The organism is Streptomyces mauvecolor, assembly GCF_039532965.1.
GTDB lineage: Bacteria > Actinomycetota > Actinomycetes > Streptomycetales > Streptomycetaceae > Streptomyces > Streptomyces violascens.
The window spans coordinates 128,388-141,659 of the sequence record NZ_BAAASQ010000021.1; the positions used below are offsets into that span (position 1 = coordinate 128,388).

Genomic DNA, 13,272 nt, shown 5'->3' on the forward strand with positions numbered 1-13,272 from the left:
CGTGACCACTATCGACAAGACCCTCGACGTCCCGGCACAGCGTCCCTCCGGGGACGAGTCCGGCGCGCTGCTCGAAGTCCGCGACCTGCACGTGGAGTTCCACACCCGGGAGGGTGTGGCCAAGGCGGTCAACGGTGTCAACTACTCGGTGAACGCGGGCGAGACGCTCGCCGTGCTCGGCGAGTCCGGCTCCGGCAAGTCCGTGACCGCCCAGGCGATCATGGGCATCCTCGACATGCCGCCGGGGAAGATCCCGCAGGGCGAGATCCTCTTCCACGGCCAGGACATGCTCAAGATGTCCAACGAGGAGCGCCGCAAGATCCGTGGCCAGAAGATCGCGATGATCTTCCAGGACGCGCTCTCCGCGCTCAACCCGGTCCTCAACGTCGGCTACCAGCTCGGCGAGATGTTCCAGGTGCACCAGGGCCTGTCCCGCAAGGACGCCAAGCTCAAGGCCATCGAGCTGATGGACAAGGTCAAGATCCCGGCCGCCAAGTCCCGGGTGACCGACTACCCCCACCAGTTCTCCGGCGGTATGCGCCAGCGCATCATGATCGCCATGGCGCTCGCCCTGGAGCCGGACCTGATCATCGCGGACGAGCCGACCACCGCGCTCGACGTGACCGTCCAGGCCCAGGTCATGGACCTGCTCGCGGAGCTGCAGCGCGAGTACAACATGGGCCTGATCCTCATCACCCACGACCTCGGCGTGGTCGCCGACGTCGCGGACAAGATCGCGGTGATGTACGCGGGCCGCATCGTCGAACAGGCCCCGGTGCACGAGATCTACAAGCGCCCCGCGCACCCGTACACCAAGGGACTGCTCGCCTCGATCCCGCGCCTGGACCAGAAGGGCCAGGACCTCTACGCGATCAAGGGCCTGCCGCCCAACCTCCTGAAGATCCCGGCCGGTTGCGCGTTCAACCCGCGCTGCCCCCAGGCGCAGGACATCTGCCGTACCGAGGTCCCGGCTCTGCTGCCGGTCACCGAGAAGGACGGCACCGACCTGGTCGGCCGCGGCAGCGCCTGCCACTTCTGGAAGGAGACGATCCATGGCTGAGCTCGACAAGAAGGACGAGGCCGTGGACGCGACCCCCAACGTCACCGACGTCGTCAAGGCGGACGCCTCCACGACCACCGAGGTCGAGGCGATCCTCGACGCTCCGGTCGACCGGGGCGAGCCGATCCTCCAGGTCCGCAATCTGGTCAAGCACTTCCCGCTGACCAGCGGCATCCTGTTCCGCAAGCAGGTCGGCGCGGTCAAGGCCGTCGACGGGATCTCCTTCGACCTGTACCAGGGCGAGACGCTCGGCATCGTGGGCGAGTCCGGCTGTGGCAAGTCCACCGTCGCCAGGCTCCTGATGACGCTGGAGCGGGCGACCGCAGGCGAGGTCTTCTACAAGGGCCAGGACATCACCAAGCTGTCCGGGCGCGCCCTGAAGGCGGTCCGCCGCAACATCCAGATGGTGTTCCAGGACCCGTACACCTCGCTGAACCCGCGCATGACGGTCGGCGACATCATCGGGGAGCCCTTCGACATCCACCCCGAGGTGGCCCCGAAGGGCGACCGGCGCCGCAAGGTCCAGGAGCTCCTGGACGTCGTGGGTCTCAACCCGGAGTACATCAACCGGTACCCGCACCAGTTCTCCGGCGGTCAGCGCCAGCGCATCGGCATCGCCCGCGGCCTCGCGCTGAACCCCGAGATCATCATCTGCGACGAGCCGGTCTCCGCCCTGGACGTGTCCGTCCAGGCACAGGTCATCAACCTGATGGAGAAGCTGCAGAACGAGTTCAACCTGTCGTACGTGTTCATCGCGCACGACCTGTCGATCGTCCGGCACATCTCCGACCGGGTCGGCGTGATGTACCTCGGCAAGATGGCCGAGATCGGCACCGACCAGCAGATCTACGAGCACCCGACGCACCCCTACACCCAGGCGCTGCTCTCCGCCGTCCCGGTCCCCGACCCGGACGCGCGCGAGCACCGCGAGCGGATCATCCTCACCGGTGACGTGCCCTCGCCCGCCAACCCGCCGTCGGGCTGCCGCTTCCGCACCCGGTGCTGGAAGGCGGAGGACCGCTGCTCGACCGAGATGCCGCTGCTCGCGATCCCGGAGCGGTTCCAGGGTCTGGACAGCCCGGTGGCGCACGAGTCGGCGTGCCACTTCGCCGAGGAGAAGGACGTCGTCGGCGCGGCCTGACACCGGCATCACACGGGTGGGCCCGCGGTTCCTGACCGGAATCGCGGGCCCACCCGTTTGTGCGCCCGTACGGCGCTGGTAAAGGTGCGGTATCCGCGCTTCCGGGGTGATATTTGGGCCTAAGTGAGACTTGGGACCAAAGCGGGACACCCTAGGAGGACTCCATGCGCCACGCCACGCACGCCAAGTGGGCCGCAGGTGCGGTGGTCGTCGCCCTCGCGGCCTCGGCCTGCGGTGGCGGAGGGAGCAGCGGCGGTGGTGGCGCCGAAGGGATCGTCAGCTCCTCCTGGGGCGACCCGCAGAACCCGCTGGAGCCGGCCAACACCAACGAGGTCCAGGGCGGCAAGGTCCTCGACATGCTGATGCGCGGCCTCAAGCGGTACGACCCGAAGACCGGCGAGGCCAAGGACATGCTCGCCCAGAGCATCGAGACCTCGGACTCGGAGAACTTCAAGGTCAACCTCAAGGACGGCTGGACGTTCTCCAACGGCGAGAAGGTCACCGCCAAGTCCTTCGTGGACGCCTGGAACTACGGCGCCAACCTGAAGAACAACCAGAAGAACGCGTCGATGTTCTCCTACATCGACGGCTATGCCCAGATCCACCCCAAGAGCGGGTCCCCGGCCGCCGACACCATGTCCGGCCTCAAGGTCGTCGACGACAAGACCTTCACGGTCAAGCTCAACCAGAAGTTCTCGACCTGGCCCGACACCCTCGGCTACCCCGCGTTCGCGCCGCTGCCCAGGGCGTTCTTCGACAACCACGCGGCCTGGCTGTCCAAGCCCGTCGGCAACGGCCCGTACACGGTGGACTCGTACACCAAGGGCTCCAAGCTGGCGATGCGCAAGTGGGCCGGGTACATGGGCGCGGACAAGGCGCAGAACGGCGGCATCGACCTGAAGGTCTACACCGACAACAACACCGCCTACACCGATCTGACGGCCGGCAACCTCGACCTCGTCGACGACGTGCCCGCCTCCCAGCTGAAGAACGTGAAGGCCGACCTCGGCGACCGGTACATCAACACCCCGGCCGGCATCATCCAGACCCTCGCCTTCCCGTACTACGACGCCGCCTGGAACACCCCGGACGCGGTCAAGGTCCGCAAGGGCATCTCCATGGCGATCAACCGGCAGCAGATCACCGACACCATCTTCCAGAAGACCCGCACCCCCGCCACCGACTGGACCTCGCCGGTGCTCGGCGAGGCCGGCGGCTACAAGGCCGGGCTGTGCGGGGATTCGTGCACCTACAACCCCGCCGAGGCCAAGAAACTCATCACCGAGGGCGGCGGCATTCCCGGCGGGCAGCTGAAGATCTCGTACAACGCGGACACCGGCTCGCACAAGGAATGGGTCGACGCGGTCTGCAACAGCATCAACAACGCGCTCGGCAACGACAAGGCGTGCGTCGGCGGGCCGGTCGGCACCTTCGCGGACTTCCGCAGCCAGATCACCCAGTCCAAGATGTCCGGCCCCTTCCGGGCGGGCTGGCAGATGGACTACCCGCTGATCCAGAACTTCCTCCAGCCGCTGTACTACACCGGTGCCTCCTCCAACGACGGCAAGTGGTCCAACGCCGAGTTCGACAAGCTGGTCGACCAGGCCAACGCCGACACCGACAAGGCGAAGGCGGTCGCCGACTTCCAGCAGGCCGAAGGCGTCGTACGGGACCAGATGGCGGCCATCCCGCTCTGGTACCAGAACGGCAGCGCGGGCTACTCGACCCGGATCTCCAACGTCTCGCTGAACCCCTTCAGCGTCCCGGTCTACGACCAGATCAAGGTGAGCTGACGCCGCGGGGCGCAGGGCCCGGCGCGCTCAACTTTGCGCCGGGCCCAGCCCGTTGAGAGTTCCGACGACCCCCGGAGGGCCTCATGGGACGGTATGTGATCCGGCGTCTGCTCCAGATGATCCCGGTCTTCTTCGGGGCCACGCTGCTGATCTTCCTGATGGTGAACGTGATGGGGGACCCGATCGCCGGCCTGTGCGGCGACAAGGCCTGCGACCCCGCCACCGCGGCCCAGCTCAAGAAGGAGTTCGGCCTCGACAAGCCGGTGTGGCAGCAATACCTGACGTACATGGGGAACGTGTTCACCGGCGACTTCGGGACCGCGTTCAACGGTCAGAAGGTCACCGAGCTGATGTCGGCCGCCTTCCCCGTCACCATCCGGCTGACCATCGTGGCGATCCTCTTCGAGATCGTCATCGGCATCAGCCTCGGCGTGGTCACCGGGCTGCGGCGCGGGCGGCCCGTCGACACCGTCGTCCTGATGCTGACCCTCATCGTCATCGCCATCCCCGTGTTCGTCACGGGCCTGCTGCTCCAGTTGCTGCTCGGCGTCGAATGGGGGGTCATCAGACCCACGGTCTCGCCGGAGGCCCCGTTCAACGAACTCCTCATCCCGGGCCTCGTGCTGGCGTCCGTCTCGCTGGCGTACGTCACCCGCCTCACCCGGACCTCGATCGCCGAGAACTCGCGCGCCGACTACGTCCGCACCGCCGTCGCCAAGGGCCTGCCCAGGCGCCGGGTGATCACCAAGCACCTGCTGCGCAACTCGCTCATCCCCGTCGTCACCTTCATCGGCACGGACGTCGGCGCTCTGATGGGCGGCGCGATCGTCACCGAGCGGATCTTCAACATCCACGGCGTCGGCTACCAGCTCTACCAGGGCATCCTGCGCCAGAGCACCCAGACCGTGGTCGGCTTCGTGACCGTGCTCGTGCTGGTCTTCCTGGTCGCCAACCTCATCGTCGACCTTCTGTACGCCGTACTCGACCCGAGGATTCGCTATGCCTGAGCCCTACGACGACGGAGCGATCGCCGGGACGGGGGCGGGCGGGGCGATGGACCTCGCGGCGAGCGAGGCCGCAACTCTTGAGAAGACCCCTGGGGGCCCGCTCGGCACAGGACCCTCCGAGAAGCCCCGCTCGCTGTGGTCGGACGCCTGGCGCGACCTGCGGCGCAACCCCGTCTTCATCATCTCGGGGCTGGTCATCCTCTTCCTGGTCGTCATCTCCCTGTGGCCCTCGCTGATCGCCGACGGCAACCCGCTCCAGTGCGACCTCGCCAAGGCGCAGGAGGGCTCCCAGCCAGGACATCCCTTCGGCTACAACGGGCAGGGCTGCGACGTCTACACGCGGACCGTCTACGGCGCCCGCACCTCGGTCACCGTCGGCGTGTGCACCACCGTCGGCGTCGCCCTGTTCGGCTCGTTCGTCGGCGGGCTCGCCGGATTCTTCGGCGGCGGATGGGACGCGCTGCTCTCCCGCGTCACCGACATCTTCTTCGGCATCCCCGTGGTCCTCGGCGGCCTGGTCTTCCTGTCGGTGGTCACCTCCGCCACCGTCTGGCCCGTCATCGGCTTCATGATCCTGCTCGGCTGGCCGCAGATCGCCCGCATCGCCCGCGGTTCCGTCATCACCGCCAAACAGAACGACTACGTCCAGGCGGCCCGCGCGCTCGGCGCCTCCAACTCCCGGATGCTGCTGCGCCACATCGCGCCCAACGCGGTCGCCCCGGTCATCGTCGTGGCGACCATCGCACTCGGTACGTACATCGCGCTCGAAGCGACGCTGTCCTATCTCGGCGTCGGCCTCAAGCCGCCCACCGTCTCCTGGGGCATCGACATCTCGGCCGCCTCCCAGTACATCCGCAACGCCCCGCACATGCTGCTCTGGCCGGCCGGGGCGCTTGCGATCACGGTGCTCGCGTTCATCATGCTCGGCGACGCGGTGCGCGACGCCCTCGACCCCAAGCTGCGGTGAGGAGAGGGACCATGCTGCTCGAAGTGCGCGATCTCCAGGTGGAGTTCAAGACGCGGGACGGGGTCGCCAAGGCCGTCAACGGCGTCAACTACTCGGTGGACGCGGGCGAGACCCTCGCCGTGCTCGGCGAGTCCGGCTCGGGCAAGTCCGTCACCGCTCAGGCCGTCATGGGCATCCTCGACATGCCGCCCGGACGGATCGCCGGCGGCGAGATCCTCTTCCGGGGCAAGGACCTCCTCAAGCTCAAGGAGGACGAGCGGCGCAAGATCCGCGGCTCCGAGATGGCCATGATCTTCCAGGATGCGCTGTCCTCCCTGAACCCGGTGCTCAGCGTGGGCGACCAGCTCTCGGAGATGTTCACCGTCCACCGCGGCATGTCCAGGAAGGACGGCAGGGCCAAGGCCGTCGAGCTGATGGACCGGGTGCGCATCCCGGCCGCGAAGGAGCGGGTCGGCCAGTACCCCCACCAGTTCTCCGGCGGCATGCGCCAGCGCATCATGATCGCGATGGCGATGGCCCTCGAACCGTCCTTGATCATCGCGGACGAGCCGACCACCGCCCTCGACGTCACCGTCCAGGCCCAAGTCATGGATCTGCTCGCCGAGTTGCAGCGCGAGCTGAACATGGGGCTCATCCTGATCACCCACGACCTGGGTGTCGTCGCCGATGTCGCCGACAAGATCGCGGTGATGTACGCGGGCCGCATCGTCGAGCAGGCCCCGGTGCACGAGATCTACAAGAAACCCGCGCACCCGTACACCAAGGGGCTGCTCGAATCGATCCCGCGCCTGGACCAGAAGGGCCAGGAGCTGTACGCGATCAAGGGCCTGCCGCCCAACCTGATGCACATCCCGCCGGGCTGCGCCTTCAACCCGCGCTGCCCGATGGCCCAGGACGTCTGCCGGACCGACGTGCCGCCGCTGTTCGACGTGGCCGCCCGCCGGCAGAGCGCGTGCTTCTTCTGGAAGGAGACCCTCGATGGCTGAGGCCATTCTGGAGGTCAGGGACCTGGTCAAGCACTATCCGCTGACCCAGGGCATCCTCTTCAAGAAGCAGGTCGGCGCGGTCAAGGCGGTCGACGGGGTCTCCTTCGACCTCGCGCCCGGCGAGACACTCGGCATCGTCGGCGAGTCCGGCTGCGGCAAGTCCACGGTCGCCAAGATGCTGGTCAATCTGGAGCGGCCGACGGCCGGGCAGATCAAGTACAAGGGCGACGACATCACGCAGATGTCCGGCCGGGCTTTGAAGGCCGTGCGCCGCAACATCCAGATGGTGTTCCAGGACCCGTACACCTCGCTGAACCCGCGCATGACGGTCGGCGACATCATCGGGGAGCCGTACGAGATCCACCCCGAGGTCGCCCCGAAGGGCGACCGCCGCCAGAAGGTCCAGGACCTGCTCGACGTGGTCGGGCTCAACCCGGAGTACATCAACCGCTACCCCCACCAGTTCAGCGGCGGCCAGCGCCAACGCATCGGCATCGCGCGGGGGCTGGCGCTCCAGCCCGAGATCATCGTCGCGGACGAACCGGTCTCCGCGCTCGACGTCTCCGTGCAGGCGCAGGTCGTCAACCTCCTGGACCGCCTCCAGAACGAGTTCTCCCTCAGTTACGTCTTCATCGCCCACGACCTGTCCATCGTGCGGCACATCTCCGACCGGGTCGGGGTGATGTACCTCGGCCGGATCGTCGAGATCGGCCGCGACGAGGAGATCTACGACCACCCCACCCACCCCTACACCCAGGCGCTGCTCTCCGCGGTGCCGGTCCCCGACCCGTCCGCGCGGGAGCAGCGCGAGCGCATCATCCTGACCGGGGACGTGCCCTCGCCCGCGAATCCGCCGTCGGGGTGTCCCTTCCGTACGCGCTGCTGGAAGGCGCGGGAGCGGTGCGCGCTCGAGGTGCCGCTGCTTGAGGTGCCGGCCGAGTTCCGGCTGGCCTCCGGCCCGGCGCATCATCCCTCGGCCTGCCACTTCGCGGAGGAGAAGCGGGTTGTTCCGGTGGATCCGGAGTGAGGGTTCGGCTGCGGCCGGTGGGGGCTGACTGCGCAGTTCGCCGCGCCCCTGAAACCCGCCTTCGACCGCGGGCCGATGGGGGCTGGTCGCGCAGTTCCCCGCGCCCCTTGGCGGCACGGTGCTGGGCCGAACGTCGAGGCCCGCGCCCGCTGTGGTGGCCGGGGTGTGCGGGCGCGGGCCCCGATTCCGAGCGGAGGCTCAGGCTCGGGTCAATGGGCCGTATCCGTCGCCTCCTCGATCGCGGCGAGAGCCGGATCAAGGACGACGTCCTCGTCCCGGGCCGTGATCGTCGGCTCCTCCGGGAAGTGGCACGCCGTCAGGTGCCCCTCCCGGTTGCCCTCGATGCGTACCAGCGGGGGCGTCTCGGTGGCGCAGCGCTCCTGCGCCTTCCAGCACCGCGTGCGGAACCGGCAGCCGGACGGCGGGTCGACCGGCGAGGGCACGTCCCCGGCGAGGCGGATGCGCTCGCGGCCCTCGCCCTCCTCGTCCACCACGGCCTCCGGCACCGCCGAGAGCAGGGCGTGGGTGTACGGGTGGCGCGGGCGCCGGTAGATCGACTCGCGGTCGCCGACCTCGACGATCCGGCCCAGGTACATGACCGCGACCCGCTGCGAGAAGTGCCGCACGATCGCCAGGTCGTGCGCGATGAACAGGAAGGCGATGTCCAGCTCCCGCTGGAGGTTCTGGAGCAGGTTGACCACCTGCGCCTGGATCGACACGTCGAGCGCCGAGACCGGCTCGTCGGCCACGATCAGCTTGGGCTCCATCCCCAAGGCCCTTGCCACCCCGATGCGTTGGCGCTGGCCGCCGGAGAACTCGTGCGGGAAGCGGTTGTAGTGCTCGGGGTTCAGGCCGACGGTCTCCAGGAGCTCGCGTACCCGCCGCTCCACGCCGCCGGGTGGCTTGATGGCGTTGACCAGCATCGGGTTGGCGATGATGTCGCCGACCGTCTGGCGCGGGTTGAGCGAGGCGTACGGGTCCTGGAAGATCATCTGGATCTCGGACCTGATCGGCGCGATGTCCCGGCGGGAGGCGTGGGTGATGTCCTGCCCGGCGTAGACGACCTTTCCCGCGGTGGGCTCCAGGAGCCGGGTGACCAGGCGGCCGGTGGTCGACTTGCCGCAGCCGGACTCGCCGACGAGGCCGAGGGTCTCGCCCCGCCCGATGCTGAAGTCGATCCCGTCCACGGCGCGCACATCGCCGACATGCCGCTTGAAGAGGAACCCCATGTTGATCGGGAAGTACTTGACGAGCCCGGTCACTTCGAGCAATGGGCCCGTGCCGCCGGACCCGGGCGCGCCGTCCCGCTGCTTGACGAGGCTGGTGGCTTTCTCACTCATGGCGATGTCCCGCATCCTTGTCAGCGCAGCCTCGGACGGATCTGGGTGGTGAAGATTTCCTCTTTTTGATGGCCCGTCAGATGGCAGGCGGACCCCCGGCGCTGGTCCTCCGGCAGATCGGGCCGGACCGTGTTGCAGGTGCCGCCCGCCACCTCTCCCGAGAAGCCGCACCGGGGGTGGAACGGGCAGCCCGGCGGCGGTGAGAGCAGGCTCGGCGGAGCGCCGGGGATCGGCATCAGCGGGGTCTCCACCGAGGAGTCCAGGCGCGGTACGGAGCCGAGCAGCCCCCAGCTGTAGGGGTGCTGGGGCCGGTGCATGACCTCCTTGACGGTGCCGCGCTCCACGCACCGGCCGGCGTACATCACCATCACCTGGTCGGCGGTCTTGGCGATCACCCCGAGGTCGTGGGTGATGATGATGATCGCCGCGCCGGTCTCCTGCTGGAGGTCTTTCAGGAGGTCGAGGATCTGGGCCTGGACGGTCACGTCGAGCGCGGTCGTGGGCTCGTCCGCGATCACCAGCTCCGGGTCGCAGACCAGCGCCATCGCGATCATGGCGCGCTGGCGCATGCCTCCGGAGAACTGGTGCGGATAGTCGTCGACGCGCAGCTCGGGCTGGGGGATGCCGACCTTGCGCAGCATGTCCACGGCCCGCGCCCGCGCCTCGCGGCGGGAGGCGCCGGTGTGCTTCATGAGGGGCTCGGCGATCTGCCGGCCCACCGTGTAGAACGGCGAGAGCGCGGCCAGCGAGTCCTGGAAGATCATCGCCATCTTCTTGCCGCGCAGCCGGTTCAGCTGCCGCTCGGTGGCGCCGGTCAGCTCCTGGCCGTCCAGCAGGATCTCGCCCTCGATCGTGGTGTTGCGCGGGTTGTGCAGCCCCAGGATCGCGAGGTTGGTCACCGACTTGCCGGAGCCCGACTCGCCGACGATGCCCAGCGTGGAGCCGCGTTCCAGATCGAAGGAGAGGCCGTCGACGGCCTTGACGGTGCCGTCCTCGGTGGCGAAATGGACGTACAGGTCGCGGACCGAGAGGAACGAGCGCGCCGGCGCGGAGACCGGCTCGGCGGCGGACTGGTTCAGGGTGGACACAGGTGGTTCTCCTGAAGGTCTGCGGGCGTCAGGCGAGCCTGATCCGGGGGTCGATGAAGGCGTACGCCAGGTCCACGACGATGTTGCAGACGACGATGAGGGAGGCGCCGATGAGCATGACGGCCATCTCCAGGGGCAGGTCGCTGCGGAGCACCGCCTGCACCGAGAGCAGCCCGAGGCCGTGCAGGCCGAAGGTGACCTCCGTGATGATCGCGCCGCCGAGCACCGCGCTCAGGTCCACGCCGAAGATCGTGACGATGGTGGCCATCGCGCCGCGCAGCGCGTACCGCAGGAAGACGTAGCGGGACGACATGCCCTTGGCGCGGGCCGCCCTGATGTGGTCCTCGGAGAGCTGCTCGACCATCAACGACCGGGTCTGGCGGCTGTAGTTGGACCAGAAGATCACCGACAGGACCAGGCAGGGCAGGATCATCCCGGTGACCGACCCCCAGACGTCGTGCGCCCAGTCCACGTCGTGGCCCCGGTCGAGCCAGCCCAGCTTGGTGGAGAAGAACAGGATCGCGAGCGGTCCGATGAAGTAGATCTGCACCGACTGCCCGAGCAGCGAGGTGGCGCTGGCGACCCGGTCGAAGACCGTGCCCTGGCGCCAGGCCGAGATCAGGCCGAGCGAGACGCCGATGGTGAGGAAGACGGCCGCACCGCCGACCGCGAGGGTCAGCGTCGTCGGATAGCTGTCGGCGATCGTGCCCCAGACCGGCTGCTGGTTGGCGAAGGAATAGCCGAAACAGGGCGCCGGGCAATTGCCGACCGGCATATGACGGCCGGCGAATATGCCGACCATGTAATGCCAGTACTGCGTCCAGATCGGCAGGTTGAGCCCGAGGTTCTTGCGGATCAGGGCGACATTCTGCGGATCACACTGCTTTCCGCAGGAGAGCAGCGCGGGGTCGGACGGCAGGAAGAAGAAGAGGAAATACGTGATCATGCTGATCAGAACCAGAATGACCATGGCACCGAGCACACGGCGCACCAGGAAACGGAACATCGGCTGACTCTTCCGTCGCTATGCGGTTTCCCCGGCCCGCCTCGGGGCCGGGGAAACCGGGCCGCACGTGCTACTGCTTCACGAAGATCGAGTTCGGGTTGATCGTCCCGTAGACCTGGTTGTAGGTGACGCCGCCGAGGCCGGAACCGTACAGGTTGAAGTACTTGTCGAAGAGGAACGGAATCTGCGACGCGTCGGTCTGGAGCGCGTACTCGGAGAGCTGCTCCCACGCGGCCGCCTGCTTGGGCAGGTCCGTGATCTGGTTGATGCGGTCGATCTCGGAGTTGACCTTCGGGTCGTTCAGGAACGAGTAGTTGTTGGTGCCGTCCGTGAGGTTGCGCCCGTCCATGGTGGGCGGCACGACCGTCGACCCGTTGGGCCAGTCCGCGCCCCAGCTCGCCCGGTACATGTCGTACGGCGTGTTCACCTTGCCGACCACCGTGTAGTACGAGGTCGTGTCGATGGCCTTGCGGTCCACCTTGAAGCCGGCCTTCTCCAGGGCCTTCTGGATGGTCAGCGTGACGGTGTCCCACTTCGGGGTGTTCGCGTAGGCCAGCGAGATCTTGTACGGGGTGGTGACGCCGGCGTCCTTCAGGAGCTGGAGGGACTTCTCGGGGTCACCCATGGGCTTGGCGAGCTTGCCGAACGGGTCGAACTTCTTGTAGCCGGACACCGTCGGGCTGAGCAGCGAGGTGCCGAGGTCGCCCTGCGCGCCGCCGCCCATGGCCTGCTGGACCTGCTGGAGCGGGAAGGCGTACTGGAGCGCCTGGCGCACCTTCGGGTCGGTGATCCGCTTGGTGTTGAGGTTGAACACCTCGACGTAGGGCTGGTACTCGTTCACCGTCCGGCTCTTGTACTGCGGGTCCGAGGTCAGCGTCTGCATCTTCGAGGGGTCCGCCGACTGCGCCATGTTGATGGCGTACTTGTCGGTGCCGGTGTCCGCGGCGAGCCGGTTGGTGAGCCCCGGCTCCTGGATGCCGAGCTGGAACTCCCACTTGTCGGGGTAGGCGTTGCGGATCGGGTCCGTCTTCGGGTCCCAGTTGGTGTTGCGCACGAAGGACAGCGACTTGCCCGGCTGATAGCTCGCGATCTTGTACGGGCCGGTGGAGACCGGGTGGTTGTTGTACTTCTGCTTGTCGTCCTTGACCTTGGGGACCGGCGAGATGTTGGGCATCGCCATCGCGTACGGGGTGTCCGCGTGCGGCTGGAGGAAGTGGAAGACGATCGTCTTGTCGTCGGGCGTCGAGATCAGCGAGTCCGGGATCTCCTTGCCGTCGTAGGGACCGGCGTACTTCTTGCGGTAGTCGGGGCCGTAGATCCACTTCTGGACGTACTGCGGCCCCTGCGTCTCGTAGTCGGCGAAGAGCCGCTCGATGCCGTACTTGATGTCCTTGCTGGTGACCGGCGTGCCGTCCTCGAACTTCAGCCCGTCCTTGAGGGTGTACGTCCAGGTCTTCGACCCGTCGGAGGGCGTGCCCGTGTCGGTGGCGAGGTCGCCGACCACGATCGTCTTGCCGGTCTTCGGGTCGATCTTGTAGCCGGTCAGCGAGCGGTTGTAGAGCAGCTGCACCGACAGCTGGTCGCTCACGTACTGCTGGCCCGGGTCCAGGTAGTCGAAGCCGGCCTGGTCGAGGCTGTAGGCGGTGCCGCCGGACTTCGCGCCGTCGACCGCGACGGCCGGTCCGGTGGAGTCGGCCTTGGTGCCCACGCCGAAGTTCTGCACCGAGGCCTGCTTGCCCGTGTCCGAGCCCTTGCCATTGTCGCTCGCCCCGCCGCTGCTGCACGCGGCCGTCAGCGCCAGTGCCCCCACCGCGAACACCGCGGAAACCTGGCGCGCCTTGTCTATTCTCATGAGTT

At 67.8% G+C, this 13,272-nt stretch carries 11 protein-coding genes; 7 read left to right on the forward strand and 4 right to left on the reverse strand.

The window, feature by feature from the left end:
* Position 1: 1 nt before the first annotated feature.
* From ABD346_RS25970 to ABD346_RS26000, 7 genes are all read left to right on the forward strand, one after another.
* Positions 2-1,060, forward strand: a complete 1,059-nt coding sequence (locus ABD346_RS25970) for an ABC transporter ATP-binding protein (RefSeq protein ID WP_344378138.1) — start codon at positions 2-4, stop codon at positions 1,058-1,060.
* A complete protein-coding gene (locus ABD346_RS25975) occupies positions 1,053-2,201 on the forward strand; it encodes an ABC transporter ATP-binding protein (protein ID WP_344378140.1) in 1,149 nt (382 codons plus the stop codon). The genes ABD346_RS25970 and ABD346_RS25975 overlap by 8 nt, the downstream gene beginning before the upstream one ends.
* A 164-nt stretch (positions 2,202-2,365) precedes the next feature.
* Positions 2,366-3,994 carry a peptide ABC transporter substrate-binding protein gene (locus ABD346_RS25980; RefSeq protein WP_344378142.1) on the forward strand — a complete coding sequence of 543 codons (1,629 nt, stop codon included), beginning with the start codon at positions 2,366-2,368 and terminating at the stop codon, positions 3,992-3,994.
* 83 nt (positions 3,995-4,077) lie between these two features.
* Positions 4,078-5,001, forward strand: a complete 924-nt coding sequence (locus tag ABD346_RS25985; RefSeq protein ID WP_189962813.1) for an ABC transporter permease — start codon at positions 4,078-4,080, stop codon at positions 4,999-5,001.
* Positions 4,994-5,968, forward strand: a complete 975-nt coding sequence (locus ABD346_RS25990) for an ABC transporter permease (RefSeq protein ID WP_344378144.1) — start codon at positions 4,994-4,996, stop codon at positions 5,966-5,968. Before ABD346_RS25985 ends, ABD346_RS25990 begins: the two co-directional genes overlap by 8 nt.
* An 11-nt stretch (positions 5,969-5,979) precedes the next feature.
* Positions 5,980-6,954, forward strand: coding sequence for an ABC transporter ATP-binding protein (locus ABD346_RS25995; protein WP_344378146.1), 975 nt, complete (start codon positions 5,980-5,982; stop codon positions 6,952-6,954).
* Entirely contained in the window at positions 6,947-7,981 is a 1,035-nt protein-coding gene (locus ABD346_RS26000) for an ABC transporter ATP-binding protein (RefSeq protein ID WP_344378147.1), read from the forward strand. Before ABD346_RS25995 ends, ABD346_RS26000 begins: the two co-directional genes overlap by 8 nt.
* Before the next feature lie 209 nt (positions 7,982-8,190).
* Here ABD346_RS26000 and ABD346_RS26005 read toward each other — a convergent pair whose 3' ends face one another.
* From ABD346_RS26005 to ABD346_RS26020, 4 genes are all read right to left on the reverse strand, one after another.
* Positions 8,191-9,321 carry an ABC transporter ATP-binding protein gene (locus ABD346_RS26005; RefSeq protein ID WP_344378149.1) on the reverse strand — a complete coding sequence of 377 codons (1,131 nt, stop codon included), beginning with the start codon at positions 9,319-9,321 and terminating at the stop codon, positions 8,191-8,193.
* Between the two features lie 20 nt (positions 9,322-9,341).
* A complete protein-coding gene (locus ABD346_RS26010) occupies positions 9,342-10,409 on the reverse strand; it encodes an ABC transporter ATP-binding protein (RefSeq protein ID WP_344378150.1) in 1,068 nt (355 codons plus the stop codon).
* 28 nt (positions 10,410-10,437) lie between these two features.
* Entirely contained in the window at positions 10,438-11,415 is a 978-nt protein-coding gene (locus ABD346_RS26015; RefSeq protein WP_344378152.1) for an ABC transporter permease, read from the reverse strand.
* A gap of 70 nt (positions 11,416-11,485) precedes the next feature.
* Entirely contained in the window at positions 11,486-13,267 is a 1,782-nt protein-coding gene (locus ABD346_RS26020; RefSeq protein WP_344378153.1) for an ABC transporter substrate-binding protein, read from the reverse strand.
* Between the last annotated feature and the right edge of the window lie 5 nt (positions 13,268-13,272).